This is a genomic window from Exiguobacterium sp. 9-2 (assembly GCF_036287235.1).
GTDB lineage: Bacteria > Bacillota > Bacilli > Exiguobacteriales > Exiguobacteriaceae > Exiguobacterium_A.
In genome coordinates, this window is the sequence record NZ_CP142850.1 from 1 (window position 1) to 26,048 (window position 26,048).

Genomic DNA, 26,048 nt, shown 5'->3' on the forward strand with positions numbered 1-26,048 from the left:
ATGAAAAACGCTGCCGAACTTTGGCATAATGTCTTGTCTGTGATTGAGGAAGAGGAACGAACACCGAAAGCCAGTTATGATATGTGGTTGAAGTCCACAGAAGGCGTTACGCTAAATGGAACGACTTTACTCGTTTCAGCACCGGCTGCATTTACGGTGACGTGGCTTGAGCGCCAGTACTTATCTTTACTCGAAGACACAGTTGAGGAAGTAACCGGAAGCCGACTCGATATTCAGTTCATTGAAGAGGGACAAGCGAAGAAAATGCTCGATCGACAAGAAGAGGAACGGATCGAAGCAACACCGGCTCCAAAATCACGTCCATTGAACACGCGCAAACCGACAGATGAACTGACGATGAGTGAACTTGGACAATTAAATGAGAAGTACACGTTCGATACATTTGTCATCGGATCGGGGAACCGTTTTGCACACGCCGCTTCACTGGCTGTTGCTGAAGCACCTGCTAAAGCATATAATCCGCTTTTCATCTACGGTGGCGTTGGTCTTGGCAAAACCCATCTGATGCATGCCATCGGACAGTACGTTCAAGATCAAAATCTTGGGACACGGATTGCCTATGTCTCTTCTGAACGCTTTACAAATGACTTTATTAACTCCATCCGTGATAATAAGACGGTTGAGTTTCGAAATAAATACCGTAACATCGATGTCCTCTTAATTGATGACATCCAGTTCCTTGCGGGCAAAGAACAGACGCAAGAAGAGTTTTTCCACACATTTAATGCACTGCATAACGACCAAAAACAAATCATCATTTCGAGTGACCGACCGCCAAAAGAGATTCCAACGCTTGAAGATCGGCTCCGTTCTCGTTTTGAATGGGGATTGATTACCGACATCACGCCACCGGATCTCGAGACACGGATTGCAATCTTACGGAAAAAGGCGAATGCTGAACAGCTTGATGTCTCAAACGAAGTCATGCTCTACATCGCAAGTCAGATTGATACGAATATCCGTGAGCTCGAAGGAGCGTTGACGCGTGTCATCGCTTATGCGAATCTCGTCGGACGACCGATTGATCCAAATGTCGCTGCAGAAGCCTTGCATAACATCATGCCAGTCGCCGAACCGCGTAAAGTCACAATTCGTGACATCCAGGAGTCGGTCAGTAAGCATTTCAACTTGCCGTTTGATGATCTTAAGGCGAAGAAACGGACGAAATCGATTGCCTTTCCACGTCAAATCGCGATGTATCTTTCGCGTGAGATGACGGAAAGCTCATTACCGAAGATTGGGGAGGAATTTGGAGGACGCGACCATACCACCGTCATCCATGCCCATGAAAAGATCAGTATGTTGATCAAATCAGACGGTGAAACAGGAAAAGTCATCGAACAAATCAAGCATGAGTTGAAGCATTCGTAAAACTGTGGATAAACATGTGGATAAAGCAGGGTGGTTATCCACAACTTATCCACACCATTTTTGGCTCTATATCAAGTTATCCACCGACTTATCCACACTATCCACAGCCCCTAAGACTATTATTAAAAAAATATATTATTATGTTATGATGGGCGCATGCCCATTATTTTCGAGAGGAGTCTAACGACGATATGCATATCACCATTCAACGCGAAGCTTTAATTCAAGCAGTACAAGATGTAGCCAAAGCGGTCTCATCCCGCACGACAATTCCGATTCTGACAGGGATCAAACTCGAAGCTCATGGAGATGGCATGACGCTGACAGGAAGCGATACAGAAATCTCGATTGAACGGACAATCTATGCAGAAGAGAACGGAACGTCTTATGTCACGGTCCACCGTGCTGGTAGTGTCGTCTTGAATGCCCGCTTCTTCGGCGATATCGTCAAAAAGATGCCAAAAGACGAAGTGACACTTGAAGTCTCACCGAACTTCATGACACGGATTCAGTCAGGAACAGCGGAATTCCATTTAAACGGTCTTGATCCAGATGAGTTCCCACGTCTTCCACAAGTCGATGGGGGACAACGTTTCCGTTTACCGGCTGATCTCTTACGGTCGATGATTCGTCAAACAAGCTTTGCTGTCGCTGTTCAAGAAACACGTCCTGTTCTCACAGGTGTGAACTTTTCAGCCGACAAAGGCATCTTGACGTGTGTCTCAACGGATAGTCACCGTTTAGCCCTGCGTCGTGCTCAGTTTGAGACAGATACGGACATCTCGTTCCAGAACGTCATCGTTCCTGGTAAGAGCTTAAATGAATTATCGAAGTTACTTGGGGATGGTCATGTGGATATTACGATCACGAACCAACAAATCTTGTTCAAGATGAAACACGTCCTCTTCTTCTCGCGTCTACTTGACGGAAACTATCCGGATACATCACGTTTGATTCCAGAAGAGTATCGGACAGCTGTCCGCATGAACGCGAAAGAATTGCTCCAAGCGATCGATCGCGCGTCACTGCTCGCACGTGAGGACCGTAACAACGTCATCAAGTTTGCAGCTGAAGGAACGACAGCGGTCGAGATCTCTTCGCATTCACCAGAAGTCGGGAAAGTCTCGGAGCAAGTCAGCATCCTTTCGCTTGAAGGGGAAGAACTGAAAATCTCGTTCAACTCGAAGTACATGATGGATGCCTTAAAGGCGCTTGACGCGACAGATATCGAAATCCAGTTCACGGGTTCGATTCGTCCATTCATCTTGCATCCAGTTGATCAAGATAACGTCTTGCAACTGATTCTTCCAGTCCGGACGGCGTAAGCATCAACATAAAACACGTGACAAGACGGGTTCGATCGTTTCGACATCGGACCCGTCTTTTTCGTATACCGTATATACGTTCGGGAATTTTGCTAAATCGTTCAATATTTAGTACAATAAAGAGTACGTCATTTATAATATGTAGGTAGGAGGAGTCAATCCATGCAAGAAATCAGAATTACAACGGAATATGTCACATTAGGGCAGTTCCTGAAACTGTCGGATATCATCTCAAGCGGAGGGCAAGCCAAACCGTTTTTAGCAGAGGTGCCAATTCTAGTCAACGGCGAAGTCGATCAGCGACGTGGTCGTAAATTACGGGATGGAGACATCATTGATGTAGAAGACTACGGTCAGTTCATCATCAAGAACGAGGGTAACTAACGTGCGGCTGGATTCAGTCCGACTCAGTCATTATCGCAACTATGACGCACTCGAACTGTCATTCTCCGAAAAGACGAATGTTCTGATTGGTGAAAATGCACAAGGGAAGACGAACTTATTGGAAGCGATCTATGTTCTCGCTCTCGCGAAGTCTCACCGGACGACGCATGATAAGGAACTGATTGGTTGGGACCAGGAGACAGCGCGCGTCGAAGGACGTGTCGTCAAACGAACAGGTTCTCATGTCCAGGAGATCGTCATCTCGGGTCGCGGGAAAAAAGCAAAACTAAATCATCTAGAGCAACGACGCTTGAGTGATTATGTCGGGGCACTGAACATCGTTTTATTCGCCCCGGAAGATTTGCATATCGTCAAAGGCAGTCCACAAGTCCGCCGACGGTTTCTCGATATGGAGATCGGTCAAGTTAGCCCGGTCTATTTGCATGAATTGAGTCAGTATCTGAAAGTGTTGAAGCAGCGCAACGCGTTGCTGAAACAACTGTCCATGAAGGGAGGAGACGAGACCTTCCTTGATATCTTGACGGAGCAAATGATTACGCTAGCCGTTAAAATCGTTCAGCGCCGCCATCATTTCATGGCCCAACTCGAAAAGTGGGCACGACCGATTCATGACGGAATTAGTCGTGGACAGGAAGAACTCGCGCTCATCTATCGTTCGGACACATTTGGCAATGAATTACTCGATGTCGAAGGAATGACTGCGTCCTACACGCAGAAGTTTGGTAAAATAAAAGAAAATGAAATCCGAAGAGGAGTTACGTTGTTTGGACCACATCGTGATGACTTTGAGATGGAAGTCAACGGACGAAACGTCCAAACATATGGTTCACAAGGACAACAACGAACAGCAGCCCTCTCGTTAAAGCTTGCAGAGATCGAATTGATTCACGAGGAAGTCGGAGAGTATCCACTTCTTCTACTCGACGATGTCTTATCCGAGCTTGATGATCATCGTCAAACACATTTGCTCGATACGATGCAACAAAAGGTCCAGACGATCCTGACGACGACAAGCGTCGATGGGATTGCGCATGAAACGATCAACCAAGCGAAGTTGTTCCACGTGAAACAAGGGACGGTCGATTTGGAAGAGACATCATATAAAGAAACAGTAGGTGAGAAAACCGATGAGTAATCATGAAGATATGGAATTGGAACAAGGATACGGTGCCGATCAGATTCAAGTTCTTGAAGGATTAGAAGCAGTACGTAAACGTCCAGGGATGTATATCGGCTCGACGGCATCAAAAGGTCTCCATCACCTCGTATGGGAGATTGTCGATAACTCGATCGATGAGGCGCTCGCAGGATACTGTGACACGATCAAAGTCACGATCGAACCAGGGAACTCGATCTTAGTCGAGGATAACGGACGCGGTATTCCAGTCGACATTCAAGAGAAGATGGGTCGTCCTGCCGTTGAGGTCATCCTGACAGTCCTCCACGCCGGTGGTAAATTCGGCGGTGGCGGATATAAAGTATCGGGTGGATTACACGGTGTTGGGGCCTCGGTCGTTAACGCCCTGTCGACGAAACTTGAAGTATTCGTCAAACGGAATGAAAAGTTGTATTACCAAGCGTATCATCGCGGTGTACCAGCACAAGATCTTGAAGTGATTGGAACATCAGAAGAGACCGGAACGACGATTCGTTTCTTCCCAGACGGTGAGATTTTCCAAGAAACGCTCGAGTATGACTACGATTTGCTAGCGACACGCCTGCGGGAACTTGCTTTCTTAAACAAAGGCTTGAAGATCATCATCACGGACGATCGTGCGGATGAGCCAATGACGCGTAGTTTCCACTACGAAGGTGGGATTAAATCTTACGTCGAACACTTAAACCGTTCAAAAGAAGTCGTTCACGCAGAACCTGTCTACGTACACGGCACAAAAGACGGCATCGAAGTCGAAGTCGCACTTCAGTACAACGATGGATTTGCGTCAAATATCTACTCGTTCACGAACAACATCCCGACGCATGAGGGTGGTACGCACGAGACCGGCTTCAAGACAGCTTTGACACGCGTCATCAATGATTACGCGAAAAAGTTCGGTCTGATGAAGGATGCAGACGGTACACTGTCCGGTGAAGACGTACGGGAAGGGATGACAGCGATCGTTTCTGTCAAGCACCCGAACCCGCAGTTCGAAGGACAGACGAAGACGAAACTTGGGAATTCCGACGCACGTACGGTCACGGATTCGCTCTTCTCTGGTGCATTTGAGCAGTTCATGCTTGAAAATCCGACGAACGCACGCGCAATCGTCGAAAAAGGGATGATGGCGTCGCGCGCCCGGATGGCAGCGAAACGCGCACGTGAATTGACACGCCGTAAAGGTGTTCTTGAAGTCAGCTCGCTTCCAGGTAAACTGGCCGACTGTTCGTCACGTGATGCGTCGATTTCCGAATTGTATATCGTTGAGGGTGACTCAGCGGGTGGTTCTGCGAAATCCGGACGTGATCGTCATTTCCAAGCAATCTTACCGATTCGCGGTAAAATCTTGAACGTTGAGAAAGCACGTCTTGATAAGATTCTTGGAAGCAATGAGATCCGGACGATCATCACGGCTCTCGGGACAAGTATTGGTTCTGAGTTCAATATCGAGAAGGCACGCTACCACAAAGTCATCATCATGACCGATGCCGATGTCGATGGTGCCCACATCCGGACACTCTTGTTGACGTTCTTCTACCGTTACATGCGTCCGCTTGTCGAGCATGGATACGTCTATATCGCTCAGCCACCGCTATACGGAATCAAACAAGGGAAGAACATCACGTACGTGCATAACGAACGTGAATTGACAGAGGCGCTTGCAGCGCTTCCTGAAAACGCACGGTACGATATTCAGCGCTACAAAGGTCTTGGAGAGATGGATCCAGAGCAGCTTTGGGAAACGACGATGGATCCAAGTGGTCGTCAAATGTTGCGTGTCGAGCTTCAAGATGCGATCGAAGCGGATGAAGTCTTCGATATCTTGATGGGAGATCAGGTCGAACCACGACGCGACTTCATTCAATCCCACGCACATTACGTCAAGAACCTGGATATTTAACGCTGAACAGAGAGGGTGGCCAGAAGCATGTCCGAACAAAATCACGGAATCATCAAGGATATTAATATCAGTCAAGAGATGCGTACGTCCTTCATGGACTACGCGATGAGTGTCATCGTCGCACGTGCTCTTCCGGACGTACGGGACGGTTTAAAACCCGGACACCGCCGGATTCTCTATGCGATGAACGACCTCGGTATTCGTGCCGATAAACCACATAAAAAGTCTGCCCGTATCGTCGGGGAAGTCATCGGTAAGTATCACCCGCACGGGGATTCTGCCGTCTATGACACGATGGTCCGCATGGCGCAAGATTTCAGCTATCGTTATGAACTCGTCGATGGACACGGAAACTTCGGTTCGGTCGATGGAGACTCGGCGGCTGCGATGCGATATACGGAAGCTCGTATGTCAAAAATCGCAATGGAAATCGTTCGCGATATCAACAAAAACACAGTTGACTTTAAAGATAACTACGATGGTTCGGAACGCGAACCGGAAGTCTTACCGTCGCGCTTCCCGAACTTGCTCGTCAACGGTTCAAGCGGGATCGCGGTCGGGATGGCAACAAACATTCCGCCGCACCAGTTAGGTGAGGTCATCGATGGTGTCTTAGCACTGTCTCACGATCCCGAAATCACGATTCAAGAATTGATGCAGCACATTCCGGGACCTGATTTCCCAACGGCTGGTGAAATTCTTGGTCGTAGCGGGATTCGTCGCGCATATGAAACAGGACGTGGCTCCATCATCGTCCGTGCGAAAGCAGAAATCGAACAGACGAAAAAAGACCGCGAACGGATCATCGTGACGGAGTTGCCTTATCAGGTCAACAAAGCCCGCCTCGTTGAAAAGATTGCCGATCTCGTCCGCGAGAAAAAAATCGAAGGCATTACGGATTTACGGGATGAGTCAGATCGCCGCGGTATGCGGATCGTCATGGAAGTCCGTCGTGATGCGAATGCAAGTGTCATCTTAAACAACTTGTATAAACAGACGTCGATGCAAACGACGTTTGGTGTCAACATGCTTGCGATCGTCGGAGGGCGTCCGAAAACATTGACGCTTAAAGAAATGCTCTATCATTACCTCGAGCATCAAAAAGAAATCGTTCGTCGTCGGACACAGTTCGATCTCGAAAAAGCAGAAGCACGTGAACACTTGCTCGCTGGTCTACGGATTGCGCTTGATCATTTGGATGAAGTCATTCAAATCATTCGCGGTAACCGGACAGCAGACGCAGCACGTGAACAGTTGATGGAGCGTTTTGCGTTATCTGAGAAACAATCACAAGCGATTCTCGATATGCGCTTACAACGCCTGACAGGTCTTGAGCGGGAAAAAATTGAAGCAGAATATGACGAAATCATGCAATTGATCGCAGAACTGAACCGCATCCTTGCGAGTGAAGAAGTCTTGCTTGATTTGATCCGGACAGAACTCGAGGAGTTGAAGGAACGTTTCAACGACGAGCGTCGGACGGAAATCCGGATGGATCATATCGAATTCGAAGATGAAGACTTGATTCCGGAACAAGATATCATCATCACGTTGACAAGCAGTGGTTATATCAAACGGATGACGACGGATTCGTACCGGACACAGCGCCGCGGCGGACGTGGCGTTCAAGGAATCGGAACGAACGACGAGGATTACGTTACGCGTCTCTTGTCTTGTTCGACGCATGATACGATTCTATTCTTTACGAACCGCGGGAAAGTCTACCGGATTCGTGGATATGAAGTACCGGAGATGAGCCGGACATCAAAAGGTGTGCCGATCATCAACCTCATCCAAATTGAACGCGATGAAAAGGTCGAGACGATGATTCCAGTCAACTTCAAACGTTATCTTGAGGAGCAACAAGCAACTGAAGCACCTGTAGAGGTGGTTGAAGGAGAGATTGAAGAGACGGAAGAAGCGCTCGAAACGGAAGAAGTCGTTCAAGATGAGCAAAAATCATTGATCTTCATGACACGCAAAGGGCGTGTCAAACGTTCACCGTTGTCCGCATATGCCCGGATCAACAAAAATGGTTTGATTGCGATTCGGTTGTTTGAAGACGATGAATTGACATCCGTTCGTCTTGCATCGACGGATGATGAAGTCTTTGCTGTTTCAACAAGCGGGAAAGCGATTCGTTTCCCAATCACGAATGTCCGCTCGATGGGACGTGGTGCTCGTGGTGTCAAAGCGATGACGTTACGCCCAAACGATTTCGTCGTCGGGATGGAACTTGCACGTGATGCACAAGATGTTCTGGTTATTACGGAAAAAGGATTCGGTAAACGAACACCGATGACCGAGTTCCGTAGTCAATCGCGTGGTGGGAAAGGATTGATCGCGAGTAAGGTAACAGATCGCGTCGGTCAAATCGTTGCCATGCGAATCGTTGATGTCGATGATGACATCATGATCATGACAGAGAGCGGTATCGTTATTCGGACAGACTCGCAATACATTTCACGTGTCGGTCGCAACACCCAAGGGGTGAAGGTCATTCGAATTGAAGAAGGTGACCGTGTTGCAACGGTTGCGAAACTGAAACGAGAAGAAACCGATGAAACGGAAGAAGATACGGATCTTGTATCAGAAGAGAATGTAGTCGAATCGGATGCTTCAGAAGAAGTGGAAGAGTAAGCAAGACGTCAGTAAGGAAGCAGCAGAGTGATACCACTCTGCTGCTTTTATCTACATATATAGAAAGAAGAGAAAGGAACGAAGCGATATGCGAGTGGCAAGTGACCAATTACGCATCGGGGATCGTTTAACCGAATCGATCTACTTACATACAGATCATCCGATCGTAGAAGCAGGGAAAAAAATTGGAACCGACGAGTTACGACGAATCCAACGGTTTTTGATTAAAGAAGTCACCATCGAGGATCGTCCTGATCTTGTCGAAGGTGAAAAGATACAGATTGAAACAGTGGCTGCGCAGATAGAACATCCTTTTGAAGAGTTCATTCGCTCCTATAATAAAGTCTTCATGTCATGGGAACAGGGGATGAAGCCAAATGTGTATGAAGCTTTGAGTTGGGTCAAACAGTCCGTCCCGGAACAAATTACGAGACAAGATGTTCTGCCATTCTTCCTTGAACGGGGAACGGAAGCTTACACTGTGCGACATGCCATTTATCGAGGAGCAGTTGCCCAGATGCTTGCTGAAGCAGTCAGAAAAGAACGGAAAATGATCCATGAGCTGTGGACGGCATCTTATTTTGCGGATTACGGACTAGCGCGGATCATGGAATGGCGTCACACGAAACGTTATGAAGCGATGCAACAGGAAATTTTTCAACGTCACCCGGCAATGGCATATCAAGTCTTGCAAAAGGAGACGATTATCTCCGACACGGTAAATCGTTTGATTGTTCAACATCATGAACGTTTAGATGGATCTGGTTATCCTCTAAAGGTAAAAGGTGATAAGATTGCAGATCATGCTCGATTGTTCATTGTAGCAGATGTTTTTGCTGCAATGACAAGTTGGCGCCCATACCGGGAAGCGTATACGCCGTTTGACGCATATCGTCATTTAAAAGCGCGACCGATGCAATATTGTTCAAAATATGTATTATTGCTTGGACAGTTACTTCTACCGATTGAAGTCGGTGATCGCGTATTGATGAGTAATGGGAAGATTGCAACAATCGCTCAAAAGAATCCAGTCTTTGATCGCCCCGTCATTTCTTATGAAGACCAGGGAAGAAGGATTATCGTTGATTTAATGGAAGAACGACAGCATAGCATCATTCAATTGATGGATTGATAAGGAATAAATAGCCTCTTGAGCCGAATTCGTAAGGTTCAAGAGGTTTGTTCATGATTTTAAAAATAATTTTAAAATAAGTGTTGCGCAATAATAAAACGCATGATATATTATTACATGTCCTTAACAAAGACAAGCGCTTGAAACAAACGAAAAAAACAATTTCAAAAAAGTTGTTGACTTCTTGTTTCAGACTTGGTATTCTAATTGAGTCGCCAAAACAGGCGCGGACGAACTTTGAAAACTGAACGATGAGGCAAAAATCGTATTCTACGGAATACAAACATGAATGAAGCGCAAGCTTCGTCAATCGTGACTTCGGTCACAACAACGAGCAAGTCAAACACTTCATGGAGAGTTTGATCCTGGCTCAGGACGAACGCTGGCGGCGTGCCTAATACATGCAAGTCGAGCGCAGGAAGCTGACGGAACTCTTCGGAGGGAAGGCAGTGGAATGAGCGGCGGACGGGTGAGTAACACGTAAGGAACCTGCCTCAAGGATTGGGATAACTCCGAGAAATCGGAGCTAATACCGGATAGTTCAACGGACCGCATGGTCCGCTGATGAAAGGCGCTTCGGCGTCACCTTGAGATGGCCTTGCGGTGCATTAGCTAGTTGGTGGGGTAACGGCCCACCAAGGCGACGATGCATAGCCGACCTGAGAGGGTGATCGGCCACACTGGGACTGAGACACGGCCCAGACTCCTACGGGAGGCAGCAGTAGGGAATCTTCCACAATGGACGAAAGTCTGATGGAGCAACGCCGCGTGAGTGATGAAGGTTTTCGGATCGTAAAACTCTGTTGTAAGGGAAGAACACGTACGAGAGGGAATGCTCGTACCTTGACGGTACCTTACGAGAAAGCCACGGCTAACTACGTGCCAGCAGCCGCGGTAATACGTAGGTGGCAAGCGTTGTCCGGAATTATTGGGCGTAAAGCGCGCGCGCAGGCGGCCTTTTAAGTCTGATGTGAAAGCCCCCGGCTCAACCGGGGAGGGCCATTGGAAACTGGAAGGCTTGAGTACAGAAGAGAAGAGTGGAATTCCACGTGTAGCGGTGAAATGCGTAGAGATGTGGAGGAACACCAGTGGCGAAGGCGACTCTTTGGTCTGTAACTGACGCTGAGGCGCGAAAGCGTGGGGAGCAAACAGGATTAGATACCCTGGTAGTCCACGCCGTAAACGATGAGTGCTAGGTGTTGGGGGGTTTCCGCCCCTCAGTGCTGAAGCTAACGCATTAAGCACTCCGCCTGGGGAGTACGGCCGCAAGGCTGAAACTCAAAGGAATTGACGGGGACCCGCACAAGCGGTGGAGCATGTGGTTTAATTCGAAGCAACGCGAAGAACCTTACCAACTCTTGACATCCCATTGACCGCTTGAGAGATCAAGTTTTCCCTTCGGGGACAATGGTGACAGGTGGTGCATGGTTGTCGTCAGCTCGTGTCGTGAGATGTTGGGTTAAGTCCCGCAACGAGCGCAACCCCTATCCTTAGTTGCCAGCATTCAGTTGGGCACTCTAGGGAGACTGCCGGTGACAAACCGGAGGAAGGTGGGGATGACGTCAAATCATCATGCCCCTTATGAGTTGGGCTACACACGTGCTACAATGGACGGTACAAAGGGCAGCGAGACCGCGAGGTGGAGCCAATCCCATAAAGCCGTTCCCAGTTCGGATTGCAGGCTGCAACTCGCCTGCATGAAGTCGGAATCGCTAGTAATCGCAGGTCAGCATACTGCGGTGAATACGTTCCCGGGTCTTGTACACACCGCCCGTCACACCACGAGAGTTTGCAACACCCGAAGCCGGTGAGGTAACCGTAAGGAGCCAGCCGTCGAAGGTGGGGTAGATGATTGGGGTGAAGTCGTAACAAGGTAGCCGTATCGGAAGGTGCGGCTGGATCACCTCCTTTCTAAGGAAAACGTCCCTTACGGGACATGCCCATCGTTCAGTTTTGAGAGCTCGTCTCTCAGTCTCGCAAGAGACACTCGCACCTTGAAAACTGAAGACATCAACAAGACATCAAACTTTTAATTAACCATGTCATTTAAGACGTGTGTTCTTAGAATACCAACGCTAGATCAAGGTATGAAGGGCGTACGGTGGATGCCTTGGCACTAGGAGCCGATGAAGGACGCGACGAACAGCGATATGCTTCGGGGAGCAGTAAGTATGCTTTGATCCGAAGATTTCCGAATGGGGGAACCCACCATCTGTAATGGGATGGGACATGTTACATGAATACATAGTGTAACGTGAGGCAGACCCGGGGAACTGAAACATCTAAGTACCCGGAGGAAGAGAAAGCAAATGCGATTCCCTGAGTAGCGGCGAGCGAAACGGGAACAGCCCAAACCGAAGAGCATGCTCTTCGGGGTTGTAGGACACTCTATACGGAGTCAAAAAGGAAGACAGTAGGTGAAGGACCTGGAAAGGTCGGCCGAAGAAGGTGTGACAGCCCTGTAGCTGAAACTGTTTTCCCTCCAGAGTGGATCCTGAGTACGGCGGGACACGTGAAACCCCGTCGGAATCCGGGAGGACCATCTCCCAAGGCTAAATACTCCCTAGTGACCGATAGTGAACCAGTACCGTGAGGGAAAGGTGAAAAGCACCCCGGAAGGGGAGTGAAATAGATCCTGAAACCGTATGCCTACAAGTAGTCAGAGCCCGTTAACGGGTGATGGCGTGCCTTTTGTAGAATGAACCGGCGAGTTACGATAACGCGCGAGGTTAAGCCGATGAGGCGGAGCCGTAGCGAAAGCGAGTCTGAACAGGGCGTTCAGTGCGTTGTCGTAGACCCGAAACCAGGTGATCTACCCATGTCCAGGATGAAGGTCAGGTAACACTGACTGGAGGTCCGAACCCACGCACGTTGAAAAGTGCGGGGATGAGGTGTGGGTAGCGGTGAAATGCCAATCGAACCTGGAGATAGCTGGTTCTCCCCGAAATAGCTTTAGGGCTAGCCTCGAGGTTGAGAGTTCTGGAGGTAGAGCACTGATTGGACTAGGGGCCCCCACAGGGTTACCGAATTCAGTTAAACTCCGAATGCCAGCAACTTATACTCGGGAGTCAGACTGCGAGTGATAAGATCCGTAGTCAAGAGGGAAACAGCCCAGACCGCCAGCTAAGGTCCCCAAGTGTATGTTAAGTGGAAAAGGATGTGGCGCTGCCTAGACAGCTAGGATGTTGGCTTAGAAGCAGCCACCATTCAAAGAGTGCGTAATAGCTCACTAGTCGAGTGGCGCCGCGCCGAAAATGTAACGGGGCTAAACATACCACCGAAGCTGCGGATTCCGTAAGGAATGGTAGGGGAGCGTTCCAAACCGCTGTGAAGCTGTACCGGAAGGAGCAGTGGAGCGTTTGGAAGTGAGAATGCCGGTGTGAGTAGCGAAAAGAGGGGTGAGAATCCCCTCCGTCGAAAGCCCAAGGTTTCCTGAGGAAGGCTCGTCCGCTCAGGTTAGTAGTCTGGACCTAAGCCGAGGCCGAAAGGCGTAGGCGATGGATAACAGGTTGATATTCCTGTACCGCCGATCCACCGTTTGAACAATGGGGGGACGCAGGAGGATAGTGACGCATGCGGATGGAAGTGCATGTGCAAGTTTCAAGACCGTCTGATTGGCAAATCCGTCAGGCATCACAGTCAAGGAACGATGCGGAGTCCCGTAGGGACGGAGGTCACGATTTCACACTGCCAAGAAAAGCCTCTAGTGAGGGGGAAGGCGCCAGTACCGTAAACCGACACAGGTAGGCGAGATGAGAATTCTAAGACGCGCGGGATAACTCTCGTTAAGGAACTCGGCAAAATGGTCCCGTAACTTCGGGAGAAGGGACGCTCTACACATGTAGAGCCGCAGTGAATAGGCCCAAACGACTGTTTAGCAAAAACACAGGTCTCTGCTAAATCGCAAGATGACGTATAGGGGCTGACGCCTGCCCGGTGCTGGAAGGTTAAGGGGATGGGTTAGCGCAAGCGAAGCTTTGAACCGAAGCCCCAGTAAACGGCGGCCGTAACTATAACGGTCCTAAGGTAGCGAAATTCCTTGTCGGGTAAGTTCCGACCCGCACGAAAGGCGTAACGATTTGGGCACTGTCTCAACGAGAGACCCGGTGAAATCATAGTACCTGTGAAGATGCAGGTTACCCGCGACAGGACGGAAAGACCCCATGGAGCTTTACTACAGCCTGATATTGAGGCTTTGTGCATGATGTACAGGATAGGCGGGAGACGTCGAGCCCGGAGCGCCAGCTTCGGAGGAGTCACCCTTGGGATACCGCCCTTCATGCATAGAGTCTCTAACTCGCAGCCGTGATCCGGCTGGAGGACCGTGTCAGGCGGGTAGTTTGACTGGGGCGGTCGCCTCCTAAACAGTAACGGAGGCGCCCAAAGGTTCCCTCAGAATGGTTGGAAATCATTCGTAGAGCGCAAAGGCAGAAGGGAGCTTGACTGCGAGACCTACAAGTCGAGCAGGGACGAAAGTCGGGCTTAGTGATCCGGTGGTTCCGCATGGAAGGGCCATCGCTCAACGGATAAAAGCTACCCTGGGGATAACAGGCTGATCTCCCCCAAGAGTCCACATCGACGGGGAGGTTTGGCACCTCGATGTCGGCTCATCGCATCCTGGGGCTGGAGTAGGTCCCAAGGGTTGGGCTGTTCGCCCATTAAAGCGGTACGCGAGCTGGGTTCAGAACGTCGTGAGACAGTTCGGTCCCTATCCGTCGTGGGCGCAGGAAATTTGAGGAGAGCTGTCCTTAGTACGAGAGGACCGGGATGGACGCACCGCTGGTGTACCAGTTGTTCCGCCAGGAGCATCGCTGGGTAGCTACGTGCGGACGGGATAAATGCTGAAAGCATCTAAGCATGAAGCCCCCTCCAAGATGAGATTTCCCTTTGAGTAATCAAGAAAGACCCCTCAGAGACGATGAGGTAGATAGGTCACGGGTGGAAGCATGGCGACATGTGGAGCTGAGTGATACTAATCGGTCGAGGCCTTGTTCTAGCAGATGCTTGTTGATGACTTCAGTTTTGAGGGCGCGAGCCCGATCGTCTGGTGACGATAGCCAAGTGGTCACACCCGTTCCCATGCCGAACACGGAAGTTAAGCACTTGAACGCCGAAAGTAGTTGGGGGCTTCCCCCTGTGAGGATAGGACGTTGCCAGGCACTTGACCGATCTGCAGATTGCAGGTCGGTCTTTTTGTGTTATGTGAAACTTCAGACTGTTCTGATTATTGGTCGAGTCATTGACATGACACCCTCTGCTTGTTACCATAACATCAATATTCTTTTATAAAAGAGAAAGCGAGTGGATAACATGTGGGAGAACAAATTTGCTAAAGAGGGTTTGACGTTTGATGACGTCTTACTCGTACCCCGTCGTTCGAGTGTCTTACCGCGCGACGTTGATTTATCTGTCACGCTATGTGAAGGGATCACACTTAATATTCCGTTGATCAGTGCTGGGATGGATACAGTCACAGAAGCTCCGATGGCAATCGCAATGGCACGCCAAGGTGGTCTTGGTGTCATTCATAAGAACATGTCAATGGAAGAACAAGCAGAACATGTCGATCGCGTCAAACGTTCTGAAAATGGTGTCATCACGAATCCGTTCTATTTAACGCCAGAGCGTCAAGTCTACGATGCTGAGTATTTGATGAGTAAGTACCGCATCTCAGGTGTTCCGATCGTTAACAACGAAACAGAGCGTAAATTAGTAGGAATTTTGACGAACCGTGATCTTCGTTTCGTTAAGGATTATTCGACTGTCATTGAAACAGTAATGACAACAGAAGAACTCGTGACAGCAAAAGTTGGTACGTCCCTCGCAGAAGCAGAACAGATTCTCCACAAGCATCGCATCGAAAAGTTACCACTCGTTGATGAGAACGGTGTGTTAAAAGGATTAATCACGACAAAAGATATCGAAAAAGTCGAACAGTATCCACATGCTGCGAAAGATCAATTTGGTCGTTTACTTGTCGCAGCAGCTGTCGGTGTGACGAAAGACGCTTCAACACGTGCGAAGTTCCTGGTCGATGCAGGTGTTGATGCACTCGTCGTCGATACAGCTCACGGTCACTCAGAAGGTGTTCTCGTCAAGGTACGTGAATTACGTGAAGAATATCCAACCTTACCAATCATTGCGGGCAACGTTGCGACTGCAGAAGCAACACGCGATTTGATTGAAGCCGGCGCATCTGTCATTAAAGTCGGTATCGGACCTGGTTCGATTTGTACGACACGTGTTGTTGCAGGCGTCGGTGTACCACAGATCACAGCCGTCTTCGATTGTGCGACAGAAGCACGTAAACACGGCGTTTCGATTATCGCTGACGGTGGCATTAAGTACTCTGGCGATATCGTGAAAGCACTTGCTGCTGGTGGTCACGCTGTCATGCTGGGAAGCTTGCTTGCAGGAGTAGAAGAGAGCCCAGGTGAGATGGAAATCTATCAAGGACGTCAATTCAAGACGTACCGTGGTATGGGTTCTGAAGCATCGATGAAACGCGGTAGCCAAGACCGTTATTTCCAAGAAGCAGACAAGAAGTTCGTTCCAGAAGGAATCGAAGGAAGGGTCGCTTACCGTGGTAAACTCGGTGACTCAGTGTACCAACTCGTTGGTGGTATTCGTTCAGGTATGGGATACTGTGGTGCTGCGACGTTAGAAGAATTGCGTGAAGAGACACAGTTCATCCGTATGACGGGCGCTGGTTTGCAAGAAAGCCATCCGCACGATATTCAAATTACCAAAGAAGCCTCTAACTACACACGTCAATAAACAAAAGCCTCGTCTTTCTCTAGCAGAAAGGCGAGGCTTTTTTTATGATGATCTATGCAGATTCCATGCGTCTATCAATAATTGTAATCCTTCCGTCAACTCATGCTCAGAGAGACTCGCAAATCCAAGAACGATTTGAGGCGTATTGGAGAGAAGCGGTAACTGGGCGTATTGAGAGAGACCGTATACTTGGATGCCTTGTTGTTGTGCCCGCTTTACTAGCTCTTGCTCCGTCATTCCGTTCGCTACGGAAACGACAACATGGAGTCCAGCACTTTCGCCAGTCAACCGTAAGGCAGGGATCCGGCGAAGCGATTGGATCAGCACATCTAGTTTACGACGATAGACTTTACGCATCCGATTGAGATGTCGTTCAAAGTCGCCCTCTTTCATGAAACGTGTCAAGATCGTTTGATCAAAGCGTGAGACACTACAAGTATAATGGGATAATTCGGCTTGATACTGTGCGCGTAAAACTTCCGGTAAGACCATATAACCAATCCGTAGTGAAGGCATGAGCGATTTTGAGAAAGTACTCATATAAATGACACGATTGCTGTCCATGTTGTGCAAAGACGGGATCGATTTACCGCTATAGCGGAATTCGCTATCGTAGTCGTCTTCGATGATAAAACGGGTCGGATCCATCGCCGCCCAGTTCAACAACTGGTGTCTTCGATTGACGGACAGGATGCTACCGGACGGAAACTGATGTGCCGGTGTGACATACATGACATCAACATTTGATTCCTGCAGTTGATCGATGCGTAATCCATTCGCATCGACACGAATCGGTTCAATCATTCGTTCATGATTTTCAAGCAAGAGGCGTGTCGTATGATAACCGGGATCTTCGATGCCGTACGTGACGTTTCGTCCTAGTAAGAAAAGAACGATGGGCAACAGTTGCTCGATACCTGAACCGACGACGATCTGTTCCGGAGAACAGACGACACCACGTGAGTGATAGAGATAAGTCGCAATCTCTTCGCGCAACGTTAGATCGCCTTGCGGATGACCGAGCGAGACGAGTGGATGGTGATCGGTATCTATGATGTCTTTGGCATACTTTCGCCAACGGGTGAACGGGAAAGAGATCCCTTCAATCTTACTTGGATGAAAGTCATACGTGATGACCGGTTTTTCTTTAGTCACACGCGGTTCGATGACGGGTGAGGTTTTGACGTAAGCAAGTTCCTCATAGGCAAGAACGAAATACCCTTTACGCGAGATGGATTCGACATAACCTTCTGCGACAAGTTGTTGATAAGCAAGCTCAATCGTCGTTTGACTTAAGTTCAAGAATTGACCGAGCTTTCGTTTAGAAGGCAGTTTCGTGCCGTACGCTAAACGTCCGGCGATGATTTCGTTTCGGATCTGTTGATAAAGTTGTTCATAAAGAGGTTTCTCTTGATCGCGTGTAAGTTGAAATGATAGCATGTCCATCTCGTATGACTCCTTCATAATAAACTGACCTGTTGAAATCATCATAAACTGATACTTTTAAAAGTGTCAATGTTCCGTATACTAAAGGGGTGAAAGTCAACCAAGGGGGAATGGATATGGAACGTCAACAAGGAACGGATCGTGTCAAACGTGGAATGGCTGAAATGCAAAAGGGTGGCGTCATCATGGATGTCGTCAATGCGGAACAAGCAAAGATTGCGGAAGCAGCAGGAGCTGTTGCAGTCATGGCACTCGAACGTGTCCCGTCGGATATTCGTCGTGACGGAGGTGTCGCACGGATGGCAGATCCGTTGATCACGGAAGAAGTACTTGGGGCAGTCTCGATCCCCGTCATGGCAAAATGCCGAATTGGTCATATCGTCGAAGCGCGTGTCCTTGAATCGATGGGGGTCGATTTCATCGATGAGAGCGAGGTACTGACTCCGGCAGACGAGCAATATCATTTACTGAAGTCGGAGTTCACCGTACCATTCGTCTGTGGCGCACGTGATCTTGGGGAAGCCGCTCGCCGGATTGCCGAAGGAGCGGCGATGATTCGGACGAAAGGCGAGCCTGGAACTGGGAACGTCGTCGAAGCCGTTCGCCATATGCGACAAATTCAAGCGCAATTGAATCAGATTTTGCATGTCAGTTCAGATGAATTGATGACATTTGCGAAAGAGTGGGGTGCTCCGTACGAAGTATTACGAGATATTCGGACACAGGGACGTCTACCAGTCGTCAATTTTGCAGCCGGAGGAGTTGCGACACCAGCTGATGCCGCTCTCATGATGCATTTAGGGGCAGATGGTGTCTTCGTCGGATCGGGGATCTTTAAATCAGAACACCCAGAACGTGTCGCTCGCGCGATTGTTGAGGCGGTTACGTATAAAGATGATTTTGAACGGATTGCCTCTTTATCCAAAGGGCTCGGAACAGCGATGAAGGGAATCGATGTCACTTCGATGCCGTTTGAAGAACGGATGGCGACACGCGGATGGTAATCGGTATTCTTGATGTTCAAGGAGCGGTCCGTGAGCATCGACAGCAACTTGAAGGTCTTGGTGTAGAGGTCGTTCTCGTCAAACATGCGAGTGATCTCGAGAGACTGGATGGACTCGTCTTACCCGGCGGCGAATCGACCGCGATGCGTCGATTGATTGAGCGTTATGCCTTGCTGGAACCGCTTCGGGAAAAAGCGACGACGTTACCGATGTTCGGAACATGTGCCGGAATGATTCTACTCGCAACCGCTGTCGAAGCAGGTCAGAGTCATCTCAACGTGATTTCGATGACGGTCCGTCGGAATGCTTTCGGTCGACAAATCGATTCATTTGAAGGATTGCTACCGGTTGAAGGAATTGAGGAGTCGATTGAGGCAGTCTTCATTCGAGCGCCATTGATTCTATCTATCGGAGAAGGAACACGAGTGATCGCGAAGGTTGAAGACCAAATCGTCGCTGTCGAGACATCACTTCACCTCGCGTGCTCGTTTCATCCTGAATTGACAGAGGACGATCGCTTACATCAGTATTTTTTACAAAAGATTAAACAGCGTCAATCGATCCGTTCGTAAAGCGTGGAAGCATCTGACAGGTTCTACTGTCGGGTGCTTCTTTTGTGCTACACTATTTGTAAAATGAATGATTGAGTGAAGGAGAGACACGATGAAACGAATCTTGCTACTCTGTTTAAGTGTCCTGCTGGTCGTAGGTTTTCCTACAACTGGACAAGCGGCACCTTCGATTCAAGCAGAGTCTTACATAATGGCCGATGCGGTCACAGGAAAAATCCTCCTTCAATCGGAAGCGGATGTTTCTCTACCACCGGCTTCGATGACAAAGCTGATGACGCTTTACCTCGTTCGACGACAAATCGAATTAAAAAAGCTGACGTGGGATCAAAAAATCAAACCGAGTGCAAAAGTGTTGAAGCTTGCGAACACGTCCGGCATCGCTCGTGTTCCCGTTAAATCAAAAACGTATACGGTTCGTGAGATGTATAACGCGGCGTTCATTAAATCAGCCAATGATGCAGCCGTCATGCTAGCCGAGACGGTATCCGGTTCAGAGGCGACGTTCGTTGAAAAAATGAATGAGACAGCGAAACAGTTCGGTATGAACGATACGGAGTATGCGAATGCCTCCGGACTTGATGCTGTCGATGCGACGCTTCCTGGAACAAATCTGATGACAGCGACGGATATCGCGTTACTCGTCATCCGCTACATCAAGGATTATCCGGATGTACTGGATGTGACGAATAAAACACAGATGAAACTTGATGGAGAAGTCTTGAATAACTCGAATAAGATGCTGGCGAAGGAAAAATTCGCATATGCTGGCATGCGGGGGATGAAGACAGGAACGACCGATTTAGCAGGTTACTGCTTTGCGAGCGTAACGACGCGGGATAATATGACACTTGTCACGGTCGTCATGCGAACGGATTCCGATCAAGCCCGTTTCAAGGAAACGAAAAAGCTACTCGACTATGGTTTTGCGACGTTTGAGCCGTTGACGTATTACGGAAAAGGGGAACGGATCAAAGACGCTCTTCCGATTAAAGGGGCAACCGTCCGGCAGTTAGACGTCGTCACGGACGGTTCGTTATACATCACGGTCTTAAAACAAGCGAAGACGCGGGAACCACGGTTCGACTTCTCAAAAACAACAGCTCCTGTGACGAAACAAGAAGTCGTCGGTACGGTACAGGTCGCGGACGATGGGGTCTATCTACCAGGTTTTGAGACACCGCGTGTGAATTTGTATAGCGCAACTGCCGTTCCACTTGCGAGTGTTCCGACACGCCTCGTCCGCGCTTGGACGGCTTGGTCGAAGCAAATTGAACAAGCGATTCAACAATCGGCTCTTGTCAACTTCCAAGACGATGGTGTAAAGTAAGACTAATCTCATAAAGATGCTATGAACGGACCAAGTAGATGTATCGATACTGTTAAGAGAGCTAGTGGATGGTGTGAACTAGTCAGATCGATGGATTGAATCGAGCCGGATCGCACACCTTGCGAACAAGGTGCGGGTACGCCCGTTATCGCGTCTTAAGTTGGCTAGATGTGTCTAGCAATGAGGGTGGCAACGCGGATCCAGGTGATTCGTCCCTTTTCGGTAGGAATACCGGAAAGAGACGAGTCGCCTTTTTTTATGACATAAAGGAGGAATTGCAGATGATTGATATTAAACGATTACGCCAAGATTTTGACGCCATTCAAGAAAAGTTAGCGCACCGAGGAGAGGACTTGACGGACATGAACCGTTTCCTTGCACTTGATGAGAAGCGTCGAGAACTGATTGCGCGGACAGAAGTGTTGAAAGCAGAACGAAATGAAGTGACGAAAAAAATCGCTGAACTGAAACGCAATAAAGAGAATGCAGATGAAGCGATTGCTGCGATGCGTAGTGTCGGGGACGAGATCAAGACGCTTGACGACGAATTACGTGACGTCGAAGCGACATTGAATCAACTTCTCCTCGGTATTCCGAACATTCCACATGACAGCGTACCGGTCGGTTCTTCTGAAGATGACAATGTCGTCATCCGTGAAGTCGGTGATAAACCAGCGTTTGATTTCGAAGCGGTCCCGCACTGGGATTTGATGGAGCAATTAAAGATCGTTGACGTAGAGCGTGCTGGAAAGGTCACAGGTAGCCGGTTTGTCTTTTATCGTGGGGCAGGGGCACGTCTTGAGCGGGCATTGATCAACTTCATGATGGATCTCCATCAAGATCAGCACGGCTACACAGAAATCTTGCCGCCACTCATGGTCAACCGCGATTCAATGACAGGAACAGGACAACTGCCGAAATTCGAGGAGGATGCGTTCAAGATTGAAGAGACGAACTACTTCCTTGTACCGACAGCAGAAGTTCCAGTGACGAACATGCACCGCGAAGAAATCCTGACTGCAGATCAGTTACCGATCGGCTATGCCGCATACAGCCAATGTTTCCGTTCAGAAGCTGGTTCTGCCGGACGCGATACGCGCGGTTTGATCCGTCAGCACCAATTCAATAAAGTTGAACTCGTTCGTTTCGTCAAACCAGAAGAATCTTACGAGCAACTTGAATTGTTAACGGGACAAGCAGAGACAGTCTTGAAAAAGCTGAAACTGCCGTATCAAGTATTGAGCATGTGTACAGCTGATCTTGGATTCACGGCTGCGAAGAAATACGACATCGAAGTCTGGATGCCAAGTCAGGGCGTCTACCGTGAAATTTCTTCTTGTTCAAACTTTGAAGATTTCCAAGCACGCCGAGCACAAATCCGTTTCCGCCGCGAAGCGAACGCGAAACCAGAATTCGTTCACACGTTGAATGGTTCTGCTCTTGCAGTCGGTCGGACAGTTGCTGCCATCTTAGAGAACTACCAACAAGCGGACGGATCAGTTGTTATTCCAGAAGTGCTTCGTCCATACATGGGTGGTCTTGAAGTGATTCAAGCTTAAGTCAGAAGGGGGAGTAATCCCCCTTTCTGTATTTTAAAAAGTTTTTTTAGAAAAGGTCTTTACACGTCAAAAGGCAGATGCTATCATAATTAATGTCAGGAAAACAGACAGGTCATCATTGATCTGGTAAGAAGTACGGAGGCGTACTCAAGTGGTTTAAGAGAACGGTCTTGAAAACCGTCAGGCGGCGAAAGCCGTGCGTGGGTTCGAATCCCACCGCCTCCTCCATTTTTATTTTTTGACAACGACATGCACGTTTTATAGCTTGGAGGCGTACTCAAGTGGTTTAAGAGAACGGTCTTGAAAACCGTCAGGCGGCGAAAGCCGTGCGTGGGTTCGAATCCCACCGCCTCCTCCACTTCTTTTTTTTTACCCAAAAATAAATATAATCATGGAGTCGTACCCAAGTCCGGCTGAAGGGGACGGACTCGAAATCCGTTAGGGGTCGCAAGGCTCGCGTGGGTTCGAATCCCACCGACTCCGCTTTTTATAAAGCATCTCAATTCTGAGGTGCTTTTTTGTTGCATCGATTTCTTCGTGCATGCTATGGTTGCCTACGTGAAAAACGAAGAAGAGGTGGACGAAATGAACGAACAAACAAAAGAATCGTTGCTTTCGCATTATGCGATGACGATGACATATGTAAAAGACTTAGAACAGATTTCAGAAGAAGCATGGCGGACATCGTATGCGGAAGGTAAGTGGACGGTTGCTGAGATCATTGGTCACTTATCACCATGGGATCGTTTCATGGTCGCAGAGCGCATCCCGTACTTGCTCGCGGGTGAACCATTCCGTGTCGCGCCGGATAGCCAAGCCGTCAATGAAGAAGCGGCGAAAATGAGCCGTGAGCAGCAACGGATCTTGACGATTGATGAGTTTTTAGTCAGCCGTGACTTATTGCGCCGTGCAGTCGAATTGATTCCAGAAGATCGCCTGCAGGACAAGGTCGTCATTAAAGACAAGGAATTAACGATCGGTCAGTTCCTCGGAGCAATGGCTCAACATGATCTACACCATATGGAACAAATCAATCAAGTGATTGGTTAATGCGAAGGAGATGCGAAACGCGTCTCCTTTTTTTGCTCAAAAAAAGATCTGCCTAAGAGGCAGATCTGATCATTTATCGTGTATTGGCAATGCGCGCAACTTCAAGTTGTTTTTCAATCTTCGCGAGAATCCGGTCGATCGATTCTGGCTCGTTCAGTAAATCGTATTCGTCGATCGACAAGCGGAGTACCGGGCAAATCGTGAAGTTGTTGATCCAGTTCGTATAGCGTTCATACATCTCTTCCCAATATTCGATTGGAGTCTGTTGCTCCATCTCACGTCCGCGAAGACGAATCCGTTCAAGGACTTGCTCGAACGAACCTTCGAGATAGATCAAAAGATCTGGGTGTGGGAAGAATGGTGTCATGACCATCGCGTCAAATAAACTTGAATACGTTTCATAGTCCGTTGGAGACATCGTTCCTTTTTCGAAATGCATCTTAGCGAAGATTCCTGTATCTTCATAGATTGAACGGTCTTGGATGAAACCACCACCGTATTGGAAAATCCGTTTTTGCTCCTTGAAGCGTTCAGCCAGGAAATAGATTTGGAGATGGAAGCTCCAGCGCTCGAAATCATGATAAAATTTATCCAAGTAAGGATTCGTATCGACTTTTTCGAGTGACGTCCGGAAACCAAGGGCATCTGCCAATCCGTTTGTGATCGTTGATTTACCGATCCCAACCATACCGCCGATCGTAATGACGGCATCTGCCGGGATATTGTATTTTTCGCGTAGCTTCAAGTTCATACGTGGTTCGCTCCTTCATATAATTCGTTCCGGATCGTCGTCAAGACGTACTCGAGATCTTCCGGTCGCTTGACGAAGTCGAGTGCATCCCCGTCGAAACGGATGATTTTGACTTCCGGATGTTTGGCTTGATATTCCGTGACGAATGTCTCATAATCCTCTGCCAATTGTTCGAGATAAGCACGTGACATATTTTCTTCGATTTCTCGTCCGCGTAGCGCAACACGTTTCATCAAGGTGTCGATGCTTGCGTTCAAGTAGATGACAGCATCCGGTTTCGGCATGTCCGTCGTCAGGATCGAATAGATTTGTTGGTACTTCTCGAGGTGCTCTACCTTGAGAGAGCGGTGTGCAAAGATTAAGTTTTTAAAGATATGGTAATCAGCAACGACAGAGCGTTGTTTACTGAGGTAATGACGTTCGATATCATCGAGTTGTTTGAAGCGATTGCACAAGAAGAACATTTCCGTCTGGAAGCTCCATTCTTCGATATCTTCATAGAACTTTCCAAGAAAGGGATTTTCTTCGACGATTTCGCGTAACATAGAAAAAGAGAAATGGTGACTGATGGCGTTCGCAAGTGATGTTTTGCCTACACCAATCGGTCCTTCAACCGTTATGAACATATACAATGACCCTCCGTTCAGCAAAGTGCAATTTATATTTTAGCACAAAGAAGTACGGCTTGCTGAAGTTTCAAAAGGAGAATTTTTTTAGAGTGAGGAGTATCATCGATGGAACGACAGGAACACTATATGCGACTTGCGATCGAAGAAGCAAAAAAGGCAGAACAGATCGGAGAAGTTCCGATTGGATGTGTCATTGTCAAAGACGATGAAGTCATCGCGACGGGTTACAATCACCGGGAAACGGATCAACAGGCGACGGCACATGCCGAGTTGATCGCGATTGAGGAAGCTTGCCGAAAGCTCGGGAACTGGCGACTTGAAGGGTGTGAGCTCTACGTGACACTCGAACCGTGTCCGATGTGTGCGGGTGCCATCATGCTGTCACGGATCGAACATGTCATCTTTGGTGCCGTCGATCCGAAGGGTGGATGTTGTGGAACACTGATGAACTTGGTGCAAGACGATCGGTTCAATCATGTCTCACAGTTGACGAGCGGTATATTAGAAAAAGAGTGTGGGGAGATGCTAACGACGTTCTTTCGGGAACTACGTGCGAAAAAGAAAGCACGAAAGCGGGCAATGGGTTGCATCACACCAGATGAAACAGTATAATGAAAAAGCACTGAAACAAGGTGCCACTAAAAATCGATAAACCATTTGCCGTGCTAGGTGGGGATGTAGCGGTTCCCTGTCACTCGCAATCCGCTATAGCGAGACTGAATTCCATGTCGAGGGATATGATTGGTGTGGTCTGCCTCACGTAAGTAGCGTTGACGTTTGAGTCCTGCGCAACAGATACCCATGAACCAGGTCAGGTCCGGAAGGAAGCAGCCTTAAGTGGTGCTCTCTGTGTGTTGCAGGGGTGCTTGGACTGAGCAGGCTGCGTGAGTAACGCATGTTGAACATATTTCAGAATATGGTGCGCGGCAGTTTAATTTTTAAAGACAAGTCTACAGCCGGTTTCGGTTGTAGACTTTTTT

At 48.5% G+C, this 26,048-nt stretch carries 17 protein-coding genes, 3 tRNA genes, 3 rRNA genes, 1 other RNA gene and 1 other annotated feature; of the genes, 21 read left to right on the forward strand and 3 right to left on the reverse strand.

Annotated elements, in window-relative coordinates:
* From dnaA to guaB, 11 genes are all read left to right on the forward strand, one after another.
* Positions 1-1,392 (forward strand): chromosomal replication initiator protein DnaA, encoded by a 1,392-nt coding sequence (dnaA, locus tag VJ374_RS00005; protein ID WP_056064610.1) that lies wholly within the window; start codon positions 1-3, stop codon positions 1,390-1,392.
* A gap of 191 nt (positions 1,393-1,583) precedes the next feature.
* Positions 1,584-2,717: a DNA polymerase III subunit beta gene (gene dnaN / locus VJ374_RS00010; protein ID WP_023469864.1), complete on the forward strand. Its 1,134-nt coding sequence runs from the start codon at positions 1,584-1,586 to the stop codon at positions 2,715-2,717.
* 162 nt (positions 2,718-2,879) lie between these two features.
* A complete protein-coding gene (gene yaaA / locus VJ374_RS00015; RefSeq protein ID WP_023469865.1) occupies positions 2,880-3,101 on the forward strand; it encodes a S4 domain-containing protein YaaA in 222 nt (73 codons plus the stop codon).
* A 1-nt stretch (position 3,102) separates the two neighbouring features.
* Positions 3,103-4,257 (forward strand): DNA replication/repair protein RecF, encoded by a 1,155-nt coding sequence (recF, locus tag VJ374_RS00020; RefSeq protein ID WP_214856529.1) that lies wholly within the window; start codon positions 3,103-3,105, stop codon positions 4,255-4,257.
* A 10-nt stretch (positions 4,258-4,267) separates the two neighbouring features.
* Positions 4,268-6,181 (forward strand): DNA topoisomerase (ATP-hydrolyzing) subunit B, encoded by a 1,914-nt coding sequence (gyrB, locus tag VJ374_RS00025; RefSeq protein WP_200864062.1) that lies wholly within the window; start codon positions 4,268-4,270, stop codon positions 6,179-6,181.
* Positions 6,182-6,208: 27 nt separating this feature from the next.
* Entirely contained in the window at positions 6,209-8,821 is a 2,613-nt protein-coding gene (gyrA, locus tag VJ374_RS00030) for a DNA gyrase subunit A (RefSeq protein WP_329469662.1), read from the forward strand.
* Between the two features lie 88 nt (positions 8,822-8,909).
* Positions 8,910-9,953 (forward strand): HD-GYP domain-containing protein, encoded by a 1,044-nt coding sequence (locus VJ374_RS00035; protein ID WP_035411716.1) that lies wholly within the window; start codon positions 8,910-8,912, stop codon positions 9,951-9,953.
* A 347-nt stretch (positions 9,954-10,300) separates the two neighbouring features.
* Positions 10,301-11,864 (forward strand): 16S ribosomal RNA (locus VJ374_RS00040).
* Between the two features lie 167 nt (positions 11,865-12,031).
* Positions 12,032-14,949 (forward strand): 23S ribosomal RNA (locus tag VJ374_RS00045).
* 47 nt (positions 14,950-14,996) lie between these two features.
* Positions 14,997-15,112: ribosomal RNA gene (gene rrf / locus VJ374_RS00050) — 5S ribosomal RNA — on the forward strand.
* Together the 16S, 23S and 5S rRNA genes form the textbook arrangement of a ribosomal RNA operon.
* Positions 15,113-15,263: 151 nt before the next feature.
* On the forward strand, positions 15,264-16,730 hold the full coding sequence (guaB, locus tag VJ374_RS00055; protein WP_035409917.1) for an IMP dehydrogenase: 1,467 nt from the start codon (positions 15,264-15,266) through the stop codon (positions 16,728-16,730).
* A gap of 42 nt (positions 16,731-16,772) precedes the next feature.
* On the opposite strand, the gene pdxR is transcribed toward guaB, so the two are convergent.
* Positions 16,773-18,176, reverse strand: a complete 1,404-nt coding sequence (gene pdxR, locus VJ374_RS00060) for a MocR-like pyridoxine biosynthesis transcription factor PdxR (protein WP_035409890.1) — start codon at positions 18,174-18,176, stop codon at positions 16,773-16,775.
* Between the two features lie 116 nt (positions 18,177-18,292).
* On the opposite strand from pdxR, the gene pdxS reads away from it, so the two are divergent.
* The 8 genes from pdxS (at position 18,293) to VJ374_RS00100 (ending at position 23,688) form a co-directional block, all read left to right on the forward strand.
* Positions 18,293-19,180, forward strand: coding sequence for a pyridoxal 5'-phosphate synthase lyase subunit PdxS (pdxS, locus tag VJ374_RS00065; RefSeq protein ID WP_290747827.1), 888 nt, complete (start codon positions 18,293-18,295; stop codon positions 19,178-19,180).
* Complete coding sequence (gene pdxT / locus VJ374_RS00070) at positions 19,174-19,752, forward strand: pyridoxal 5'-phosphate synthase glutaminase subunit PdxT (RefSeq protein ID WP_329469667.1); 579 nt, start codon at positions 19,174-19,176, stop codon at positions 19,750-19,752. The genes pdxS and pdxT overlap by 7 nt, the downstream gene beginning before the upstream one ends.
* A 91-nt stretch (positions 19,753-19,843) precedes the next feature.
* Complete coding sequence (locus VJ374_RS00075) at positions 19,844-21,079, forward strand: D-alanyl-D-alanine carboxypeptidase family protein (protein WP_329469669.1); 1,236 nt, start codon at positions 19,844-19,846, stop codon at positions 21,077-21,079.
* A gap of 12 nt (positions 21,080-21,091) precedes the next feature.
* Positions 21,092-21,299, forward strand: a binding site (T-box leader).
* A gap of 61 nt (positions 21,300-21,360) precedes the next feature.
* Entirely contained in the window at positions 21,361-22,638 is a 1,278-nt protein-coding gene (serS, locus tag VJ374_RS00080; RefSeq protein WP_329469671.1) for a serine--tRNA ligase, read from the forward strand.
* A gap of 137 nt (positions 22,639-22,775) precedes the next feature.
* Positions 22,776-22,866, forward strand: a tRNA-Ser gene (locus VJ374_RS00085).
* Positions 22,867-22,905: 39 nt separating this feature from the next.
* Positions 22,906-22,996: transfer RNA gene (locus VJ374_RS00090), tRNA-Ser, on the forward strand.
* 35 nt (positions 22,997-23,031) lie between these two features.
* Positions 23,032-23,121 (forward strand) — tRNA-Ser (locus tag VJ374_RS00095).
* A 102-nt stretch (positions 23,122-23,223) separates the two neighbouring features.
* A complete protein-coding gene (locus VJ374_RS00100; RefSeq protein WP_329469673.1) occupies positions 23,224-23,688 on the forward strand; it encodes a DinB family protein in 465 nt (154 codons plus the stop codon).
* A 73-nt stretch (positions 23,689-23,761) separates the two neighbouring features.
* On the opposite strand, the gene VJ374_RS00105 is transcribed toward VJ374_RS00100, so the two are convergent.
* Together VJ374_RS00105 and VJ374_RS00110 are read right to left on the reverse strand one after the other, a co-directional pair.
* On the reverse strand, positions 23,762-24,439 hold the full coding sequence (locus VJ374_RS00105) for a deoxynucleoside kinase (RefSeq protein WP_023469877.1): 678 nt from the start codon (positions 24,437-24,439) through the stop codon (positions 23,762-23,764).
* Positions 24,436-25,065 carry a deoxynucleoside kinase gene (locus VJ374_RS00110; RefSeq protein ID WP_035409906.1) on the reverse strand — a complete coding sequence of 210 codons (630 nt, stop codon included), beginning with the start codon at positions 25,063-25,065 and terminating at the stop codon, positions 24,436-24,438. The genes VJ374_RS00105 and VJ374_RS00110 overlap by 4 nt, the downstream gene beginning before the upstream one ends.
* Before the next feature lie 108 nt (positions 25,066-25,173).
* Here VJ374_RS00110 and tadA point away from each other — a divergent pair, with 108 nt between their 5' ends.
* Entirely contained in the window at positions 25,174-25,680 is a 507-nt protein-coding gene (gene tadA, locus VJ374_RS00115; protein WP_035409909.1) for a tRNA adenosine(34) deaminase TadA, read from the forward strand.
* 48 nt (positions 25,681-25,728) lie between these two features.
* Positions 25,729-25,995: signal recognition particle sRNA large type (gene ffs / locus VJ374_RS00120), an RNA gene on the forward strand.
* The last annotated feature ends 53 nt before the right edge of the window (positions 25,996-26,048 follow it).